Below are 19,069 nucleotides of genomic sequence, written 5' to 3' on the forward strand. Positions count from 1 at the left end.
CATCGCCAAAACGTGCCGTTACGTGACCAGTTGGCCCTTCCCGAGTGCGATGACGCCGCCCTTCGAAACCGTGTACAGGTCGGCGTCCCGCTCCGGGTTGACGCCGATCGTCGCGCCCGGCGGTACCTCGACGTTCTTGTCCAGGACCGCGCCCCGGACCACCGCGCCCCGGCCGATGTGGACGTTGTCGTGCAGGATCGAGCCCTGGACGACGGCTCCGGGGTCGACCACCACGCCCGGGGAGAGCACCGAGCGGGTGACCTGGCCGCGGATCAGGCACCCGGAGCTGATGATCGACTCGCTGGCCATGCCGCCGGCGTTGAAGCGGGCCGGGGAGAGCTGGCCGGAGTGGGTGTAGATGGGCCAGTTGCGGTTGTAGAGGTTGAAGGCGGGGCGCTCGGCGATGAGGTCCATGTGGGCGTCGTAGTACGCGTCGAGCGTGCCGACGTCCCGCCAGTAGCCCTGGTCCCGGGTGGTCTCGCCGGGGACGTGGTTGGCGCTGAAGTCGTAGAGCGCGGCCTCGCCCCGGTCGGTGAGCGCGGGCAGGATCGAACCGCCCATGTCGTGCACCGAGTCGAGCTCCTCGGCATCCCGCTGGAGTGCCTCTATCAGCGCCTTGGTGGTGAAGATGTAGTTGCCCATCGAGGCGTAGACGCACTCCGGGTCGTCCACCAGACCGGGCGGGTCGGCGGGCTTCTCCAGGAAGTTCTCCACCGTCTGGCCGTCCGAGCCCGGGGTGATCACGCCGAACTGCGAGGACTCGGCGCGCGGCACGCGGATACCGGCCACCGTGACGCCCGCGCCGCTCTCGATGTGCTGGGCGAGCATCTGGCGCGGGTCCATGCGGTACACGTGGTCGGCGCCGAACACCGCGACGTACTCGGGGCGTTCGTCGTAGATCAGGTTCAGCGACTGCAGGATCGCGTCCGCACTGCCGAGGTACCAGCGCGGGCCCAGGCGCTGCTGGGCCGGGACGGGTGTGACGTAGTTGCCAAGCAGGCTGGACATGCGCCAGGTGGTGGTGATGTGGCGGTCCAGCGAATGCGATTTGTACTGCGTGAGCACGCAGATGCGGAGGATGTCCGCGTTGACGAGATTGGACAGCACGAAGTCCACGAGGCGGTACGTTCCGCCGAAGGTGACCGCGGGTTTGGCCCGGTCGGCGGTCAAGGGCATCAGCCGCTTGCCCTCACCGCCCGCCAGTACGATCCCGAGCACCGAAGGTCCGCCACGACGCATGGCCGCTCCCCTCACCCTGGTTGACCCCAGCCTGCCCCTGAGCAGCGCACACTAAGCCTGTTTGGCGATCTCCCGGTAGAGCCGCGCGGTGCGCAGCGCCACGGCGTCCCAGCCGAACTCGCCCACCGCGCGCTCCCGCCCGGCCTCGCCCATCCGTTTCGCAGTCTCCGGGTCGGCGAGCACGGAGTCGAGAGCCAGCGCCAGGTTCGCCTCGAAGTCGTCGTCGACGGACACCAGCAGCCCCGTCTCCCCGTCCGCCACCACTTCCGGGATGCCCCCGACGCGGGAGGCGACCACGGCCGTACCGCAGGCCATCGCCTCCAGGTTCACGATCCCGAGGGGCTCGTACACCGAGGGGCAGGCGAACACGGTGGCGTGGGTGAGGAGCTGGATCACTTCCGGGCGCGGCAGCATCTGCGGGATCCAGTGGACGCCCGCGCGGACGCTGCTCAGCTCCTGGAAGAGCTCGCGGAATTCGCGGTCGATCTCGGGGGTGTCCGGCGCGCCCGCGCACAGCACGACCTGTGCGGCCGGGTCGATGTCCCGCACGGCGCGCAGCAGGTGAGGCACGCCCTTCTGGCGGGTGATCCGGCCGACGAACAGGACGTAGGGGCGGTCGGGGTCGATGCCGAGCCGGGTGAGGACGTCTGTGCCGTGGTCGGGCTGGTAGAGCGTGGTGTCGATGCCGTTGTGGACGACCTGCACCTTGCCGGGGTCCAGCGTCGGGTAGCAGGTGAGGATGTCCTCGCGCATGGCTCCCGACACGGCGATCACGCCGTCCGCGGCCTCGATCGCGGTGCGCTCGGCCCAGCTGGAGAGGGCGTAGCCGCCGCCGAGCTGCTCGGCCTTCCAGGGGCGCAGCGGCTCCAGGGAGTGGGCGGTCATCACGTGCGGGATGCCGTAGAGGAGCTTGGCGAAGTGGCCGGCGAGGTTGGCGTACCAGGTGTGGGAGTGGACGAGTTCGCGGCCTTCGAGGGCGGCGGCCATGGAGAGGTCCACGGAGAAGGTGCGCAGGGCGTCGTTGGCGCCGTCGAGAGTGGGCCAGGAGCGGTGGCGTACGACGCCCTCGGTGCGGCCCTCACCCCAGCAGTGCACGTCGAGATCGACCAGGGGCCTCAACTCCCGGGCGAGGAACTCCACATGGACGCCCGCGCCGCCGTACACATCCGGCGGGTACTCCCGGGTCAGCAGTCCCACTCGCACCCGAAACCCCTTGTTCTCGGCGGCAGATTGCCCTCATGGTCACCCAGAAGCCGCGTTCGGGGAAGAGCCCGGCGGCTGTGTGAAGCAGCAGTCGCCGCACACCTCGCCACCGGGGATCCGATAGTAGAGGCAGCAGCTGCGGCGCCGGAAGGATGTGCCGGTGAACGTTCCGGTTCCGGCGAGGAGCGGGTGGGCGAAGAGTTCCGCGGTCAGAGCACGCGCGCGCGTGGCGACTTCCGTACGGCCACGCGTGCGTGCCCAGCGGTCCAGTTCCCGGGCGGCGCCTGCGAGCGCGGAGGCCACGTTGCCCCACAGAAGGCCGGTGGCCGTGCGGTGGCGGGCGACCAGGGCCGCGTTCAGGGGTTCCAGGTGGCCGTGGAGCACGGTCTCGGCGAGGGCGTCGGCCGGCAGCGGGCGCACCTCGGCGAGCCACAGGTCGTCCGGCGCGCTGCCGTCGGCGTCCCAGTGCAGCAGTCCGGGGTCGAGGTCGGGGATCCGGCCGTACAGGGCTGCGCAGCCGAGCGCGACCGACCACAGCCGGGCCGCGAGCGCCTGCTGGGCGATCGAGGCGGCAACGCGCAGCTCAGGGGCCTGGAGACGGTCCGCGACAACTCGGACACGAAAAGTCAGGGGATTTCCGTAAACCTCCGAGGCCGGGTTTTCGTAGGTCCGCGCGAGCGTCGGCAGCGGGCCGTGCGGGGCTGCGCCCGTGCGTAGTACGAAGAAGCCGCCGAGGGGGCGGAGCGCGGCGAGTTCGGGGTCGAGGTCCACGAACAGCAGTAGTACCAAGGCTCTTAGGGGTTTCCCCCAGGGGGTGTCGTCCGGTGTCACCCACCTTGGGGAGGACAAGGGGCCTTTCGTACTCCATCGGCAGTACTACCCAATCGGTGCTCAGGTACGACGACGGGAAGAACATCGAGCGGCATCGTGTTCTGTATGAAAGCCGACCGTTCGCCGCGTGGTGCCAGAGGTGCCCGCCTGACGCAGAGGAGCTGCCGATGAGCGCCCTCGCGTTGTCCATCCTGCTGTCGCTCGTCTCCGCCGTGGCCTACGCCGGCGGAGCGATCGTGCAGGAGCGCGTCGCGGTGTCCTCCCCCGACCAGGAGTACGCGCCGCTGCGCCGCCCCAGCTGGTGGGCGGCGGTCGGACTGAACGGCACCGGCGGTCTGCTGCACGTGGTGGCGCTGGCCTACGGCCCGCTGAGCCTCGTGCAGCCCCTTGGCGCGCTGACGATCGTGTTCGCGCTGCCGATGGCGGCCCTGTTCGTCGGCCGCAAGGCCGGCTCCACCGCCTGGCGCGGCGCCATCATGGCGACGATCGGTCTCGCGGGTCTGCTGTCCCTCGTCGGCACCTCCGACGGTCAGTCGCTGAGCACCGCCCAGCGGGTGTCCGTGGCCGTGTTCACCGGCGCGGTGGTCGTGACCCTGATGATCGCGGGCCGCGCGGCCCACCGGCACCCGGCGGTGCGCAGCGTGCTGCTGGCGACCGCGTCCGGCATAGCCTTCGGCATGTCCTCGGTGTTCACCAAGACGGTGACGGTCGACTGGGACAACGGCGCGGTCACCGCGACCGACATCCCGTTCCTCGGCGTGATCGCGGTGTTCGCGGTGGCCGGTCTGATGCTCTCGCAGGCGTCCTACCGGGGCGCCGGCCTGGCGGCTCCGCTGGCGGTCCTGACGGTCGTGAACCCGGTGGTGGCGGCCGCGGTCGGCATCACGATGTTCGGTGAGACCTTCCGCTACGGCACGACGGGCACCCTCCTCGCCCTGAGCGCCGGAGTGGTCGCCGCGGGCGGCCTGATCCTGCTGACCACGGAGCGCCTGGAGAAGACCGCACCGGCCGACGCCGGTACGGCTCCCGTGGCTCCCTCGCCCGTCGAGGAGTTGCTGGACGCCCTCCCTGGACAGCCCGTCGGCGTGAGCGCGAACGTCGACGTGCCGGCCGCGGACATCACGGCCGGCGCACCGGGCGACGGGATCCTCGTCCCGGCCCAGGCGGCGATTCCGGCCGGAGAGGGTTACGAGACCCTGGAGCCGGCCGGCTCCGCCGGTGAACCGGTCGGCTACTTCGGTCCGTTCCACGCCGGGCTGTACGTGATGATGCCGGTCCACGACCGGCACCGTACCCGAGTCAAATCCTGACGCCGCCGGCCCGCAGATAGGCGAGCGGGTCGATGTCGGTACCGAAGCCGGGCCCCGTCCGCACCTCGAAGTGCAGATGCGGGCCCGTGGTGTTTCCGGTGGACCCGGAGCGCCCGATGCGCTGCCCCTCGCCGACCGACTGACCGTCCCGCACGGAGATCGCGGACAGGTGCGCGTACTGCGAGTACCGCCCGTCGGCGTGCCGGATCACCACCTGGTAGCCGTACGACCCCGCCCACCCCGCGCTGACGACCGTCCCGTTCTCGATGGCCTTCACCGACGTGCCGGTGGGGACGAGGAAGTCGACGCCGGTGTGGTAGCCCTTCGACCAGGAGGAGCCCGTCGCGTGGTACGCGGTGCCGATGGGGGCGTTCACCGGGGCGACGAGGGAGTGGCTCGTCGTCTTCTTGTGGGTGACCTTCTCGGCGGTGTCCGAAGAGGCCTTCTTCTTCGAGGACTTGGTGGTCGACGACTTGGTGGCCGGTTTCGTCGCCGTGTGGGCCGCAGGCGCCGCCTTGCCGTGCAGGCTGAGCCGCTGGCCCGGCAGGATCAGGTCGGGATCGTCCCCCACGGTGGTGCGGTTCGCGGCGTAGAGCCCGTGCCAGCCGCCGTCCACGCGCTCGGTGTCGGCGATCCCGGAGAGGGTGTCGCCGCGCACGACCGTGTACATCTCGGCGGTGCCCGCGCGGGACTGCGGTGTGGTCTGCGGCTGGACGTCCTTGACGGACCGCTTCACCACGGTCCGCGTCTTGGCGTCCTTGGCCTTGGCCTGGTGCGCCGCGGTGCTCTCGGTCTTCGTGCCGCCGACGTGGATGTCGGGGGTGCCGCCGCCCCGGGTGAGTCCGGCGCGCACCGAGCACACCGGCCAGGCACCGGGGCCCTGGCCCTTGAGCACCTTCTCCGCGATGGCGATCTGCTGGTCCCGGGTGGCGAGATCGGCGCGGTGCGCGTACGCCGTGCCGCCGTAGGCCTCCCAGGTGGACTGGGTGAACTGCAGCCCGCCGTAGAACCCGTTGCCGGTGTTGATGCTCCAGTCGCCGCTGGACTCACAGGCGGCGACCTTGTTCCAGGTGCTCACCTCGGCCGCCTGGGCGGTGCCCGCGCCGACGGTCGCGAGCGGGATCGCGATGCCCGCGCCGCCCGCCGTGACCGTGAGCAGCGAGGCCCGGTTGATCCTGCTCGGCTGATACCGGCGGTGCCGGCCGCGTACGGCCATGGGGAATCCCCCTCCACATGCGTCAGGAGGGCCAAAAATAAGCGCCCCGAACAGGCCATGACAAGGCGGCAACCGGCCGCTCTGTGACTCAAGTGACCGGTATTCCACGCCTGTTGGGAAACGGGTGGGGCTGGTGGGGTTGGACGTGCGTGTGCGCGGAAGGAGCCCGGGAGGAACACCGACCGAAGGCGGACAACTTCGCACGGCCAGCACGTGCGGTCGGGGTACCGGCGGGCCAGGATGGTCGGTGGGGCAATACTGGCGAGCACGACCGGTACCACCGATGTCAGGACCTTCCTGATCTTTAGGAGCCAACCGAATGAGCACTTCAGCGCAGATCGGCGTCACGGGTCTCGCGGTCATGGGCCGCAACCTCGCCCGCAACTTCGCGCGCAACGGCTATACGGTCGCCGTGCACAACCGGACCGCGTCCCGCACGCGCGACCTGGTGGCGGAGTTCGGCGGCGAGGGCGACTTCATCGCGGCGGAGACCGCCAAGGACTTCGTGGCGGCGCTGGAGCGGCCCCGCCGCCTGGTCGTCATGGTGAAGGCCGGTGACCCGACGGACGCGGTGATCGAGGAGTTCGCCCCTCTCCTGGAGCCCGGCGACATGATCATCGACGGTGGCAACGCGCACTTCGAGGACACCCGGCGCCGTGAGAAGGCGCTGCGCGAGCAGGGCATCCACTTCGTCGGCATGGGTGTCTCCGGCGGCGAGGAGGGCGCGCTGCACGGGCCGAGCATCATGCCGGGTGGCCCGAAGGAGTCGTACGACTCGCTCGGTCCGATGCTGGAGAAGATCTCCGCGAAGGCGAAGGACGGGGCGCCCTGTGTGACCCATGTGGGTCCCGACGGCGCCGGGCACTTCGTGAAGATGGTCCACAACGGCATCGAGTACGCCGACATGCAGTTGATCGGCGAGGCGTACCAGCTGCTGCGCGATGTCGCCGGTTACTCGCCCGCGCAGATCGCGGACATCTTCCGCACCTGGAACACGGGCCGGCTGGACTCCTATCTGATCGAGATCACCGCCGAGGTGCTGTCCCACGTGGACGCGGCCACCGGCAAGCCGTTCGTGGACGTGGTCGTCGACCAGGCGGAGCAGAAGGGCACCGGCCGCTGGACGGTCCAGATCGCCCTCGACCTCGGCGTCCCGGTCTCCGGCATCGCCGAGGCGGTCTTCGCCCGTTCCCTCTCCGGCCACGCGGCGCTGCGCGAGGCCTCGCGGGGGCTGGCCGGTCCCACGGCCTCTCCCCTGAGCGAGTCCGACGCGGGGGCTTTCGCGGACCGGGTCGAGCAGGCGCTGTACGCGTCGAAGATCGTGTCGTACACACAGGGCTTCCACGAGATCGCGGCGGGCAGCGAGGAGTACGACTGGAACGTCGACCTCGGCGCCATCTCCTCGATCTGGCGCGGCGGTTGCATCATCCGCGCGGCCTTCCTCGACCGCATCCGCGCCGCGTACGACGCCCGCGCGGACCTGCCGAGCCTGCTGTCCGACGAGACGTTCGCGCGGGAGATCGCGGGGGCGCAGGACGACTGGCGCGAGGTCGTCGTCGCGGCCACCCGGCAGGGCGTCCCGACACCCGGCTTCTCCGCGGCCCTCGCGTACTACGACGCGCTGCGCGCCGAGCGGCTGCCCGCGGCGCTCACGCAGGGGCAGCGGGACTTCTTCGGGGCGCACACGTACCGGCGGGTGGACCGGGACGGGGCGTTCCACACGCTGTGGGGTGGAGACCGGTCGGAGGTCACGGCCTGAGGGCTGTTCCCCGGATCGTCGGCCCAGGGGCTGTCCCCCTGGGCCGACGGGACGTCAGCCGGGTCGCGGTCAGGCGGGCTGCCACAGTTCGACGCGGTTGCCTTCGGGATCGGTGACCCAGCCGAAGCGGCCGACGCCCTCCATGTCCTGCGTCTCCTCCGCCACGTCCGCGCCCTTGGCGCGCAGCTGCGCGAGCATCGCGTCGAGGTCGCGGACGCGGAAGTTGAGCATGGTCTGCTGGGTCCGGGACCCGAAGTAGTCGGTCCCGGACTCGAACGCCGCGAACACCGTCGGCCCGGCCTCCTGACCCCACAGACCGTGCTCGTCGGCGTCCAGTCCGAGGCAGTCCCGGTACCAGGCACTCAGGGCCTCCGGGTCGGTGGCCCGCAGGAAGTATCCGCCGATTCCAAGCACACGTTCCATGGGGGCATCCTGCCAGGACGGCGGTGCCGGCGCCGGGTGACCCGGTTCAGGTGAGCGGCGGTCCCGGTTCCGGGCTCGGTACGGGGTCCGGGCCCGGCGGAATCGGGGACGGCGACGGCCCCGGAGTGGGGCCGGGGCCCGGCGGCGGCGCGGGCAGCGGTACCGGGGGTTCCGGGTCCGGCACCGGTACGGGACCGGGTCCGGGCACCGGGTCCGGCGTGGGACCGGGCCCCGGGGTGGGTGCCGGGGGTACGGGGTCGGGGTACGGGTGGGTCATCGCGTCCTCCAGTCAGTGGTGAATGTCGGCTACGTCGGCCCTGGACTACTCCCCCGCGTACCCGTGACCGGCGCGGACACTCACCCGGGTGGGCTCAGCCGACCGGCGCCGCCCGGGCACCGGCGGCCGGCCGAGACAGAGCCCGACAGCACCAGGAGCGGACGGAGGCCACGGCCCCCGCACCACCCGTCACCCACACCGCCACCCACCCAGCCGGGCTCAACCGACCCGCGCCGCCCGGGCACCGGAGGCCAGCCCCGGCCGGGGACTCGACAGCACCGGGATCGCCGTGGTCGTGAGCCGCTGGGCCGGTGCCATGGACCCCTGCGCGAGGACGATCGCGTCGGCGCCGGTGACCGCGTCGACGGCGTCCGCGACCAGCCGGGCGCAGCCCTCGGTGTCGCCCGTCTCGAAGCGGGTCCAGGCGTCCTCGACGAACAGGGTGCGGACGGCGAGGAGTTCACGAGGGTGGCCGGCGCGCCGCCCCTCCTCCTCGACCAGCGCGACGGTCGGTCCCAGGGTGCTCTCCAGTGTCGCCACCACGACGACACGTGGACCGGCGGCCACCGCGGCCGCCGCCATCGGGCGGTCACCGCGCAGCACCGGTACGCCGATCCGCGCACCGGCGGTCTCCGCGACCGCGCCGATGGTCGAGCAGGTGCACAACACCGCCCGCGCCCCTTCAGCGACGGCCTCTTCCAGCACGTCGCGTACCGCCCCGGTCACCGCTTCCGGTCCCTCGCGCCGGGCCCGTGCCAACAGCTCCTCGTCGACGAAGTGCCGTAGTTCCAGGCCCTGATGGTCCTCGTCGCGCAGGGCGTCGAAGACCGGGATGTGCGCGGGCGAGGTGTGCAGAAGGGCGAGCACGAGGGCGGGCCTTTCTCCAGGTTCGGGGCGGGGCCTTTCTCCAGGTTCGAAGGGACGCGTCCGGAGAGTCATCGGCGGGAGGCGGGGCCGGCCTCTCAACGGGCGAGCCCGGCCCGGGAGTTGGAGCCGGTCTCGCGACATCCGAGGCCGGCTCCCGGACCACCCGCGTCCGGTGACCGGGGTCCTAGAAGCGACCCGGATGCGCCCTGAGCCACTCCATCGCCGCCCGCTGCAACTTCGGGTCCGCGGCCGGTGCCTCGTCAGGATGACGTTCCGCCCACTTGACGACGTACGGGCACAGCGGGGCGACGACGATGTCCTCGCGGGCCGCGATGCCGTACAGCTCGCGGGCCAGGGATCCCGCGATGCCCTTTCCCTCGTGGGCCGGTTCCACGAGCGTGTGGACCGGGACGAGGGCGCGCGCGGGGGACTCGAGGACGAAGTACTCGATGTGGCCTACGACTTCACCGCCGGCGATCGCCTCCAGGCGGCCCGCCGCCCGGTCGTCGCGGATCTCGATCTCGCTCATGGGCATCCTCCTGGTGCGATGGTCAGGCCGTGACGGCCTGCGGGCCGCGCGTCCGCTCCGAACCCGGCACCGGCTCGGACGGATCGGCGCCCAGGTCCACGATCCGGATGGCGGAGTCCACGTGCATGACCCGAGGCCGAAGCGCCCGCGCCTCGGCGTCGGACACCTGAGCCTAACTGATGATGATCACCAGGTCTCCGGGATGCACGAGATGGGCGGCGTCCAGCATCTCGGCGTCGATGGCCCGATGGATCTTGGACTTGAAGTCCGCTCGAAGTCCGCCGGGCTTCCCCGGCCTCACGACGACCGGCCGGACATGGCTCCCGTAGGGGCCAGGTCCCGTAAGGACCAGGTAAAGACCGTGGTTCACAGTTTCGCTTGCGGTTGCCGGGTGCCGTCCGGGGGATGAATGTGGCCACAGAGGCTGGATCAGCACCTGGGAGGCGCCGTGACCACCGCTTCAGAGCCCCGGGTGTCGGGGCTGGAGATACGTTCCATCGACTATGTCCCCCTGAACGAGCGCCACGGCAAGCTGTGGCACCTTGGCCCGCTGTGGTTCATGTCGAACGCGCAGATCGCCACCCTCGCCGTCGGCCTGATCAGCATCACCGAGGGCGGCAACCTCATCTGGTCGCTCATCGCGATCGTCGCGGGCACCCTGCTCGGCACCTTCTTCATGGCGTTCCACTCGGCCCAGGGCCCGCAGCTGGGGCTGCCGCAGATGATCCAGTCGCGGCCCCAGTTCGGTTACGTGGGCGCCCTGTTGGTGTGGCTGTTCGCGTATGTGCAGTACGCGGGCTTCAACGTCTTCAACACGATCCTCGCCGGGGAGGCCCTGCACACCACGGTGCACGGCGGCACCAAGATGTGGGTGGCCGTGGTCACCGTCGTCGGCTTCGTGATCGCGCTGGTGGGCTACGACGTCATCCACAAGGCCGAGCAGTTCCTGACGTACACCTTCCTGGTCGTCTTCGGGATCTTCACCGTGGGCGTGCTGGCGACCCTGCACTACCCGGCCGGCTCCTTCGACCTCGGCGGCTTCTCCTGGACGCCGTTCCTCGCGCAGTTCGGTGTGGTGGCCGGCTACCAGATCAGCTGGGCAATCTACGTCTCGGACTACTCGCGCTACCTCCCGCCGGACGTGACCGTCCGCAAGACCTTCTACTGGACCTACTTCGGCTCGGCGCTCGGCGGGGTCTGGCTGATGACGCTCGGCGCGCTGCTCGCCGCCTGGGCGGGCAAGGACTTCGACACGATCCGTTCGATCAACGCGGCGGGCGACAAGGTGTTCAGCGGCTTCGGCGCGATCGTGCTCCTCTTCGCCACCCTGGGCCTGGTCTCGGTGACCGCGCTGAACATGTACGGCGGTTCACTGACCCTGATCAGCGCGATCGACTCGTTCAAGAAGGTCCAACCGACCGTGTCCGTAAGGGCGTTGACGATCGGCCTGACCGCCGCGCTCTCCCTGGCCGGCGCGATGGCCGCGACCGCGAACTTCCTCACGAACTTCAACAACTTCCTGCTGCTGGTGCTCTATCTGTTCATCCCGTGGACCGCGGTCAACCTGATGGACTACTACGTGGTGCGCCGCGGCCACTACGCGATCGCCGAGATCTTCAACCCCCATGGCATCTACGGCCGTTGGGGCTGGCACGGGATCATCTCCTACCTGGTGGGCTTCGGCGTCATGGTGCCGTTCTTCTCCGTCGGCACCCTCTACGTCGGCCCGATCGCACACGCCATGGACGGCGCCGACCTCTCCCTGTTCGTCGGACTGCCGGTCGCCGGGTTGCTGTACTGGTGGCTGAGCCGCTCGATCGACGTGGAGGCCGAGATCCGCGTGGCCGAGGCGGAGGCGGAGGAGTTGGAGCAGGCGGCGCACGAACACCGCGAGCCCTGACGCCTGTTACGCCACTACGCTCTTACACCACCGCTTCCTGGACCGGTCCAATCTCCGGCTGCTTCTCGAACTGCGTGCGGTACAGCTCCGCGTATCGCCCATCGCCGGCGAGGAGTTGGTCGTGCGTGCCGCGTTCCACGATCCGGCCCGCCTCGACGACGAGGATCTGGTCGGCGGAGCGCACGGTGGACAGCCGGTGCGCGATCACGACCGCCGTGCGGCCCTGCAACGCCTCGGTGAGCGCCTCCTGGACGGCCGCCTCCGAGGTGTTGTCCAGGTGGGCGGTGGCCTCGTCGAGGATGACGACGCGCTGGCCGGCCAGCAACAGCCGGGCGATGGTGAGGCGTTGGCGCTCGCCGCCGGAGAGCCGGTAGCCGCGTTCCCCGACGACCGTGTCCAGGCCGTCGGGCAGCGACCGTACGAGATCGTCAAGACGGGAGCGGCGCAGCGCGTCCCACAACTCGTCCTCGGTGGCGGCGGGTTGGGCCAGCAGGAGGTTGGCGCGGACCGAGTCGTGGAAGAGGTGGCCGTCCTGGGTGACCATGCCGAGGGTCGCGCGAAGGGAGGCGGCGGTGAGATCGCGGACGTCGACGCCTCCGATGCGTACGGCGCCTTCGTCCACGTCGTAGAGGCGGGGCAGGAGTTGCGCGACGGTGGACTTGCCGGCGCCGGAGGACCCGACGAGGGCGATGGTCTGGCCGGGTTCGGCGCGGAAGGAGATGCCGTGCAGGACCTCGGCGCCGCCGCGGGTGTCGAGGGAGGCGACCTCTTCGAGTGAGGCGAGGGAGACCTTGTCGGCGGAGGGGTAGGCGAAGCGGACCTCGTCGAACTCGACCGCGACCGGGCCCTCGGGGACCTCACGGGCGTCCGGCTTGTCCTCGATGAGGGGCTTGAGGTCGAGGACCTCGAAGACGCGCTCGAAGCTGACGAGGGCGCTCATCACCTCGACGCGGGCTCCGGCGAGGGCGGTGAGCGGGGCGTAGAGGCGGGTCAGGAGGAGCGCCAGCGAGACGACCGCGCCCGGCTCCAGGGTGCCGTGCAGGGCGAACCAGCCGCCGAGGCCGTAGACGAGGGCGAGGGCCAGGGCGGAGACGAGGGTCAGCGAGGTGATGAAGACCGACTGGGCGGTGGCCGTGCGGACGCCGATGTCGCGGACGCGGCTCGCGCGGGCGGCGAACTCCACGGACTCCTCGTCGGGGCGGCCGAAGAGTTTGACGAGGGTGGCGCCGGGTGCGGAGAAGCGTTCGGTCATGCGGGTGCTCATCGCGGCGTTGAGCCCGGCCGCCTCGCGCTGCATGCCGGCCATCCGGCTGCCCATCCGGCGGGCCGGGATCACGAACACCGGGAGCAGCACGAGTGCGAGCAGGGTGATCTGCCAGGACAGGGTGAGCATGACGACCAGCGTGAGCAGGAGCGTGACGAAGTTGCTCACCACTCCGGACAGGGTGTTGCTGAACGCGCGTTGGGCGCCGATGACGTCGTTGTTGAGCCGGGAGACGAGTGCTCCCGTGCGGGTGCGGGTGAAGAACGCGACCGGCATGCGCTGCACATGGTCGAACACGGCCGTCCGCAGATCGAGGATGAGCCCCTCCCCCAGCGCCGAGGAGAGCCGCCGGCCCAGGATGCCGAGCGCCGCCTCGGCGACCGCGATCAGGGCGATGAGCAGGGCGAGGCGTACGACGGTGCCGTCGTCACCGCCCGACACGATCGCGTCGACGACATGTCCGGCCAGGACGGGGGTCGCGACGGCGAGGAGTGCGGTCACCACCCCGAGCAGGACGAAGCGCGCGATCGGGCGGCGGTGCGGTCGCGCGAACTCCGCGATGCGGCGCAGTGTGGCGCGGGCGAAGGGGCGGCGCTCCTGTTCGGCGGTCATGACACTGTGCAGTTGGGTCCAGGCCGTGCTCTCCATGCTCATGGGAGAGACCGTAGGACCTCAAGCGTCGTTGAGGTCAACGTATTCGCCGCATCGTCGTGCGGGGACGGGTGCGGGGGCTCGTGTAGGGGCGCGCGTAAGGAACTGTCCCCGCTGCCGCAACCCGCAGTTGACGTGGCATGGGGACCCTCTCGGGATGTGATGGTCGTCCGAATCGCCCAAGGTCTCAAGCGTCTCCCCCTCCGGCAGATCCTGATGCTGGTCCCGCTCGCGCTCGTGCTGTGGATCGCCGTGCGCCACTGGTCGGTGCTCGTCGAGGGCTTCGGTCACCTCAGGGATGCCGACTGGCCGTGGCTGCTGGCCGCGGCGGCCGCGACCTGCGGCACCTGGGTCGCCGCGTCCGCCGGACGGCAGGGTGCGCTCGTCGAGCGGCTGCCCGTACGCCGGTTGCTGGCCACGCAGTTCGCGGCGGGCGCGGCCAACCATCTGCTGCCGACGGGGCTCGGCGCGAGCGCGGTCAATCTGCGGTTCATGGCCGTGTGCGGGGTGCCGCTGGCGCGCTCCTCGGCCGCCGTCGCGCTGTATCTGCTGGCCGAATCGGTCGCCCGGGTCGGCCTGTTGCTGGCGCTGCTGGTCGCCTTCCCAGACGCGCTGGAGATCGGCTCGCTGCTCCCGCACGGGGCGGCCGGTCCGCTGCTGCTCGGCATCGGCCTGGTGGCGTGCGCGGCGGTGCTGGTCCTGCTGCTCGCCCGCAGGCTCCGTACCGCCCTCATCGCCTTCGTACGCTCTGCGCTGGGCGAGGCCAGGTCGGTGCACACCCGGCCGTCCCGCGCGCTCGCCCTGTGGGGCGGCGTGCTCGCCTTCCCCTCACTCCAGGCGGCCGGACTCGTCGCGGTGGGGCTGGCGTTGGGGCTGCCCGTGCCGCCCGCGTCCATGGTCGTCGCCTATCTCGCGGCGACGGTCGCCGTCGCGCTGATACCCACGCCCGGCGGCATCGGCTCCGTCGAGGCCGCGCTCATCATCGCTCTGGTCGCGGCGGGCGGCCCGGTCGCGGTGGCCACGGCGGTGGTGCTGGCCTACCGGATCATCACCGTGTGGATCCCCATCATTCCGGGCGCGTTGACGCTCGGTGCGCTCGTCCGGCTGAGAGTCATCTGATTCTCGGGTTCGTCCGAACATTCCTGTAAAGCGACATCAGCCCTGGTCGGAACATCGGCCGGGGCTTCTTCGCGTTCACCCCAACTACCTTGCTTTACTTTTAACTTGACTTCGCATGACAGCGAGAGTTGACTGAAGAGCGTTGATTTGTCAGCCGAGGAGGCAGGACTGTCATGGGGGACGAGACGTTAGGAATCATCCTGGCGGGAGGCAGGGGCGAACGCGCCAAGCCGCTCACCCTCGCCTCGTCCGACTACATCCGCAGCAAGGCCCTCATCCCGTTCGTCGGCCGCTCGGTCGTCGAGTGGCTCGTCGAGTCCTGCCGCGACCAGGGCATCCGCCGCTTCTACGTGATCGCCCAGGGCGCCGAGAACCACAGCCAGATCAAGCTCGTGCTCGGCCACGGCGAACGGTTCGGCGTGGAGATCCACTACTCCCGTGCCCGCCTCGACCGGTACAACGTCGGCTCGGGCGCCGCCACCCTGCACAACCTCGAACAGTGGGACCTGACCGGCCGCGCCCTGGTGCTGCCGGTCGACTCCGTCTTCGAGTTCGACCTGAACAGGCTGAAGGACGCGCACGACGCCGCCGACGCCGTCGTGACCGTCGCCTCGGTCGGCCGTACCCCCGAGGAGATCGCCGGCAAGTACGGCGTGATGCAGACCTCCCCGGACGGACTGGTCTCGGGGTTCGTGGAGAAGCCCACCCTGGACCGCGTCCACCGGATCTTCCCCGAGACGTCGTTACCGTCCTCCGTCCGCACCCTGCCGACCAACGCCGGGATGTACCTGGTGGATTGCGGCCGGCTGCGGCTGGCCGCGCGCAACCCCGAGATGATCCGGCTCGCCCAGCAGCGCCTCGACTGGGGCGGCGACCTGCTGCCCTGGCTGGTCGGGCGCGGACTGCCGGTCGCCGCCGCGCCCATCGACCGGCTCGGTGACCTCGGCAGCATCGCCGACTACCTCGCCACCCTCGGCGACGTGCTCGGCGGTCGCTACCGGTGGATGACCCGGGCCATGGGCGAACCGACGAACACCGACCCGCCGTACTGGATCCACGAGTCCAGCCTGCGCACCAAGGACAGCGTCACCGGCACCACCCTCGCCCAGAAGATCTCCGAGGGCAGTGTGGTCATCGGCCCCGCCGTGCGCATCGGCCGCAACGCCGAGATCGGGCCGGGCGTGAAGCTTCGGTTCAGCGACATCGGTGACGGCGTCGACGTGGACGAGGGCGCCCGGCTCAGCCGGACGGCCATCGGCGACAGCGCGGTCGTCGGGCCGTACGCCCGCATCACCGACTCGTACGTCGGGCCGATGGCGCGGGTGCACTCCGAGCGGGACAACCCGGTCCGGCTCGTCCACTCCGCGATCGGCGAGGCCGCCGATCTGCGGCCCGGCACCCGGCTGTCCGGGGTGAGCGTCTATCCGCGGCTGCGGGTGCCCGCCGTCACCGGGCTGCCCACCGGCACCCATCTGACCAGCTCCGACGACATCCTGCACTGGATCTGAGCGCGCCCCCGCCAACTCCCCCGCCCTTTCCGGCTCTTCCGCAGCCCCCGTGGAGACCTCGATGGACAGCCCGATCGCCGTCATAGGAGGAACCGGCCGCACAGGCCGGCTCGTCGCCCGTCAACTGCTCGCCCGGAGCGAGAGCGTCCGCGTCATCGGCCGCAGCACCCAGCGCGCCCGCCGCCACACGCCGCCGCAGGCCCAGTTCTTCGCGGCCGACGTGCGCTCCCCCGACTCCGTCCGCACCCCGCTGTACGGCTGCTCGGCGGTCGTCTACATCGTGGAGCCGGGCACCGACGACGCCGGTCCCGACAGCCCCGAGACCACCCTGCACACCGGGGTCCGCCATGTCCTCGACGCTGTCAACTCCACTGCCGCGGCACCGCACTTCGTGCTCATCAGCCAGCGCCATGTGACCCGCCGCGACCACCCCATGAACGCCTACGGCCGGATGCTGGACTGGCGGCTGGCCGGCGAGAACGCGGTGCGCTCCTCCGGGCTGCCGTACACCGTGATCCGTCCGGGCTGGCTGACCGACGAGCCCGACCACGGTCATCTGCACCTGGAACAGGGCGACTTGGGCGACGGCCGGGTGGCCCGCCCGCTCGTCGCCGACGCCTGTGTGCAGGCGCTGTACTCCCCCGCCGCCCAGGGCGTGACCTTCGAGATGCGCAGCGAGACGGGGCCGGGTGCCACTCCCGTGCCCTGGCAGGAACTCTTCGCCGGCCTCCGTGCCGACGCCCCGACCGCGGCCCGGGCCGCACTCACCTGAGGTGGCCACCGATGTGTACGACACCCCGACGGACTCTGCGACCGATGCCATGACAGAACAGCTGACCTTACGCCCCGACCAGGCCACCGGCTCCTCCCCCGGCGGCCGTCCCTCCGACGTCACCCCCGGGCGGCCACAGCCGCTGGGCCCCACCGTCGACGCCGACGGTGTCAACTTCTCGCTCTTCTCCGAACACGCCACACGGGTCGACCTGTTGCTCTTCGAGCACTGCGACAGCCCGCAGCCCTACCGCACCATCACGCTCCTGCCCGACCGCCACCGCAGCTTCCACTTCTGGCACTGCCACGTCAGCGGGATCGGCGCCGGCCAGGTCTACGCCTTCCGCATCGACGGACCGCGCGACAACGGCGAGTTGGGCACCCGGTTCGACCACCGCAAGGTGCTGATCGACCCGTACGCGCGCGCCAACATCAACGGCCGCTGGGAACGCACCCACGCGATCGGCCCCGGCGACAACGTCGAGAGCTGCATGCGCAGTCTGGTGGTCGACCTCGACGACTACGACTGGGAGGGCGACACCCCGCTGCGCACCCCGATGGCGGAGACCGTCGTCTACGAGATGCACGTGCGCGGTCTGACCGCGTCGCCGACCTCGGACACCGAGCGCCCCGGCACCTTCTCCGCCGTCATCGACAAGATCCCGCATCTGCGCGAACTCGGCGTCACCGCCGTGGAGTTGCTGCCGGTCTTCGACTTCGACGAGACCCAGGTCCTGCGCACCGGGCCCGACGGCACCCCGCGCCGCAACTACTGGGGCTACGACCCCTACGGCTTCTTCGCCCCGCACACCGGCTACTGCTCCAGCCCCCATCTCGCCACGCACATCACCGAGTTCCGCGACATGGTGAAGGCGTTCCACCAGGCGGGCATCGAGGTCATCCTCGACGTGGTCTTCAACCACACCAGCGAGGGAAACGAGTTCGGCCCGACCATCAGCTTCCGGGGCGCGGCCAACGAGGCGTACTACCACCTGTGGCCGCAGGACCGCTCGCACTACATGGACTTCACCGGGTGCGGCAACGCGGTCAACGCCAACCACCCGATGGTCACCAAGTTCATCGTGGAGAGCCTCGAGTACTGGGTGACCGAGCACCACATCGACGGCTTCCGCTTCGACCTCGCCTCCGAACTCTCCCGCGGCCCCCTCGGCTACGAGATGGCGGTGCCGCCGGCCCTGTGGGCGATCGAGCTGTCGCAGGTGCTGGCCGAGACGAAGATCATCGCCGAGCCGTGGGACGGTGGCGGCCTCTATCAGGTCGGCCGGTTCCCGGGGAAGCGCTGGGCGCAGTGGAACGGTCCATTCAGGGACGACGTACGGCGGTTCGTGCGCGGCGACGCCGGGATGGTCGGCGAGGTCGCCTCACGGCTCGGCGGCTCCGCAGACCTGTTCGCGGCCCAGGGCGAACTCCCCACCAACAGCATCAACTTCATCACCTGCCACGACGGCTTCACCCTCAACGACCTGGTCAGCTACAACGCCAAGCACAACCACTCCAACGGCGAGGCCAACGCCGACGGCGCCGACGAGAACTACAGCTGGAACTGCGGCGTCGAGGGCCCCACCGACGACGCCGACGTCGAGTGCCTGCGGGTGCGGCAGATCAAGAACCTGCTGTCCCTGCTGATGCTCAGCCGAGGCGTCCCGATGCTGCTGGCCGGCGACGAGTTCCGCAACAGCCAGGGCGGCAACAACAACGGCTACTGCCAGGACAGTCAGGTCTCCTGGCTCGACTGGAACCAGGCCAGGAAGGAGAAGGAGACCACCGGCTTCACGCAGCGGGTCATCCAGCTCCGCAAGCGCTACCGCACCCTGCGCGAACCGCAGTTCTTCTCCGAACGCCTCAACTCCCGCTCCCTGCCCGACATCACGTGGCACGGCACCCGGCTCGACCAACCCGGCTGGGAGGACCCCAACGCCCGGGTGCTGGCCTGCACGTACGGCGGTTTCGACGGTGACCCGGATCTGCATCTGATCCTCAACATGTACCACCTGGGCCTCGACTTCGAGCTGCCCGAGATCCCCGGTCGCCGCTGGCACCGCGTGCTCGACACGGCCCGCCCCGGCCCCGACGACATCCCGCCGCCCGGAGAAGAGGAGCTGGTCGACGGTCCCACCCACCACGCCCAGGGCCGCAGCGTCGTCCTGCTGGCGGCCCTGCCCGACGAGAAGGGCACCTGAG

15 protein-coding genes and 1 pseudogene are annotated in these 19,069 nt (G+C 70.5%); 7 read left to right on the forward strand and 9 right to left on the reverse strand.

Annotation, left to right across the window (positions count from 1 at the left end; all coding sequences use genetic code 11):
* Positions 1-18: 18 nt before the first annotated feature.
* Genes glgC through OG504_RS08505 form a run of 3 tightly spaced genes read right to left on the reverse strand, consistent with a single transcriptional unit; the run spans position 19 to position 3,231 of the window.
* A complete protein-coding gene (glgC, locus tag OG504_RS08495; RefSeq protein ID WP_078652287.1) occupies positions 19-1,239 on the reverse strand; it encodes a glucose-1-phosphate adenylyltransferase in 1,221 nt (406 codons plus the stop codon).
* 51 nt (positions 1,240-1,290) lie between these two features.
* Positions 1,291-2,442, reverse strand: a complete 1,152-nt coding sequence (glgA, locus tag OG504_RS08500; RefSeq protein ID WP_405989198.1) for a glycogen synthase — start codon at positions 2,440-2,442, stop codon at positions 1,291-1,293.
* Positions 2,443-2,481: 39 nt separating this feature from the next.
* Positions 2,482-3,231: a (2Fe-2S)-binding protein gene (locus tag OG504_RS08505; protein ID WP_405989199.1), complete on the reverse strand. Its 750-nt coding sequence runs from the start codon at positions 3,229-3,231 to the stop codon at positions 2,482-2,484.
* A gap of 209 nt (positions 3,232-3,440) precedes the next feature.
* Between OG504_RS08505 and OG504_RS08510 the strand changes: the two genes are divergently transcribed.
* Positions 3,441-4,583: a DMT family transporter gene (locus OG504_RS08510; protein ID WP_405989200.1), complete on the forward strand. Its 1,143-nt coding sequence runs from the start codon at positions 3,441-3,443 to the stop codon at positions 4,581-4,583.
* On the opposite strand, the gene OG504_RS08515 is transcribed toward OG504_RS08510, so the two are convergent.
* The gene (locus OG504_RS08515; RefSeq protein WP_405989201.1) at positions 4,573-5,799 is read right to left on the reverse strand and encodes a transglycosylase family protein; all 1,227 of its coding nucleotides are present in this window, start codon (positions 5,797-5,799) and stop codon (positions 4,573-4,575) included. The genes OG504_RS08510 and OG504_RS08515 overlap by 11 nt on opposite strands.
* Positions 5,800-6,118: 319 nt before the next feature.
* Between OG504_RS08515 and gndA the strand changes: the two genes are divergently transcribed.
* A complete protein-coding gene (gene gndA, locus OG504_RS08520) occupies positions 6,119-7,558 on the forward strand; it encodes an NADP-dependent phosphogluconate dehydrogenase (protein WP_405989202.1) in 1,440 nt (479 codons plus the stop codon).
* A gap of 69 nt (positions 7,559-7,627) precedes the next feature.
* Here the strand turns inward: gndA and OG504_RS08525 are convergent, their stop codons facing one another.
* The 4 genes and pseudogenes from OG504_RS08525 to OG504_RS08540 all read right to left on the reverse strand — a co-directional run.
* Positions 7,628-7,981, reverse strand: coding sequence for a VOC family protein (locus tag OG504_RS08525; RefSeq protein WP_365299073.1), 354 nt, complete (start codon positions 7,979-7,981; stop codon positions 7,628-7,630).
* Between the two features lie 496 nt (positions 7,982-8,477).
* Positions 8,478-9,125, reverse strand: coding sequence for an aspartate/glutamate racemase family protein (locus tag OG504_RS08530; RefSeq protein WP_405989203.1), 648 nt, complete (start codon positions 9,123-9,125; stop codon positions 8,478-8,480).
* A gap of 184 nt (positions 9,126-9,309) precedes the next feature.
* Positions 9,310-9,654 carry a GNAT family N-acetyltransferase gene (locus OG504_RS08535; RefSeq protein WP_405989204.1) on the reverse strand — a complete coding sequence of 115 codons (345 nt, stop codon included), beginning with the start codon at positions 9,652-9,654 and terminating at the stop codon, positions 9,310-9,312.
* 22 nt (positions 9,655-9,676) lie between these two features.
* Positions 9,677-9,874, reverse strand: a pseudogene (locus OG504_RS08540) (aspartate 1-decarboxylase); the annotation flags it as partial.
* 228 nt (positions 9,875-10,102) lie between these two features.
* On the opposite strand from OG504_RS08540, the gene OG504_RS08545 reads away from it, so the two are divergent.
* Positions 10,103-11,554, forward strand: coding sequence for a purine-cytosine permease family protein (locus OG504_RS08545; RefSeq protein WP_405989205.1), 1,452 nt, complete (start codon positions 10,103-10,105; stop codon positions 11,552-11,554).
* A 22-nt stretch (positions 11,555-11,576) separates the two neighbouring features.
* Here the strand turns inward: OG504_RS08545 and OG504_RS08550 are convergent, their stop codons facing one another.
* Positions 11,577-13,466: an ABC transporter ATP-binding protein gene (locus tag OG504_RS08550; RefSeq protein ID WP_405996281.1), complete on the reverse strand. Its 1,890-nt coding sequence runs from the start codon at positions 13,464-13,466 to the stop codon at positions 11,577-11,579.
* Between the two features lie 165 nt (positions 13,467-13,631).
* On the opposite strand from OG504_RS08550, the gene OG504_RS08555 reads away from it, so the two are divergent.
* The 4 genes from OG504_RS08555 (at position 13,632) to glgX (ending at position 19,068) form a co-directional block, all read left to right on the forward strand.
* Positions 13,632-14,588 (forward strand): YbhN family protein, encoded by a 957-nt coding sequence (locus tag OG504_RS08555; protein ID WP_405996282.1) that lies wholly within the window; start codon positions 13,632-13,634, stop codon positions 14,586-14,588.
* Positions 14,589-14,761: 173 nt separating this feature from the next.
* Complete coding sequence (locus OG504_RS08560) at positions 14,762-16,096, forward strand: sugar phosphate nucleotidyltransferase (RefSeq protein WP_405989206.1); 1,335 nt, start codon at positions 14,762-14,764, stop codon at positions 16,094-16,096.
* Between the two features lie 61 nt (positions 16,097-16,157).
* A complete protein-coding gene (locus tag OG504_RS08565) occupies positions 16,158-16,868 on the forward strand; it encodes an NAD(P)H-binding protein (protein ID WP_033279106.1) in 711 nt (236 codons plus the stop codon).
* Between the two features lie 49 nt (positions 16,869-16,917).
* On the forward strand, positions 16,918-19,068 hold the full coding sequence (glgX, locus tag OG504_RS08570) for a glycogen debranching protein GlgX (protein WP_405989207.1): 2,151 nt from the start codon (positions 16,918-16,920) through the stop codon (positions 19,066-19,068).
* Position 19,069 lies beyond the last annotated feature (1 nt).

Origin of the sequence: Streptomyces sp. NBC_00986, assembly GCF_045162565.1 — a bacterium.
Lineage (GTDB): Bacteria > Actinomycetota > Actinomycetes > Streptomycetales > Streptomycetaceae > Streptomyces.

Bases quoted from the DNA above. Each gene is read 5' to 3' on its own strand.
- OG504_RS08515 (WP_405989201.1), bottom strand. From the start codon at position 5,799: ATGGCCGTACGCGGCCGGCACCGCCGGTATCAGCCGAGCAGGATCAAC.
- OG504_RS08550 (WP_405996281.1), bottom strand. From the start codon at position 13,466: ATGGAGAGCACGGCCTGGACCCAACTGCACAGTGTCATGACCGCCGAA.
- OG504_RS08555 (WP_405996282.1), top strand. From the start codon at position 13,632: ATGGTCGTCCGAATCGCCCAAGGTCTCAAGCGTCTCCCCCTCCGGCAG.
- glgC (WP_078652287.1), bottom strand. From the start codon at position 1,239: ATGCGTCGTGGCGGACCTTCGGTGCTCGGGATCGTACTGGCGGGCGGT.
- OG504_RS08560 (WP_405989206.1), top strand. From the start codon at position 14,762: ATGGGGGACGAGACGTTAGGAATCATCCTGGCGGGAGGCAGGGGCGAA.
- OG504_RS08525 (WP_365299073.1), bottom strand. From the start codon at position 7,981: ATGGAACGTGTGCTTGGAATCGGCGGATACTTCCTGCGGGCCACCGAC.
- OG504_RS08510 (WP_405989200.1), top strand. From the start codon at position 3,441: ATGAGCGCCCTCGCGTTGTCCATCCTGCTGTCGCTCGTCTCCGCCGTG.
- OG504_RS08565 (WP_033279106.1), top strand. From the start codon at position 16,158: ATGGACAGCCCGATCGCCGTCATAGGAGGAACCGGCCGCACAGGCCGG.
- glgX (WP_405989207.1), top strand. From the start codon at position 16,918: ATGACAGAACAGCTGACCTTACGCCCCGACCAGGCCACCGGCTCCTCC.
- gndA (WP_405989202.1), top strand. From the start codon at position 6,119: ATGAGCACTTCAGCGCAGATCGGCGTCACGGGTCTCGCGGTCATGGGC.
- OG504_RS08535 (WP_405989204.1), bottom strand. From the start codon at position 9,654: ATGAGCGAGATCGAGATCCGCGACGACCGGGCGGCGGGCCGCCTGGAG.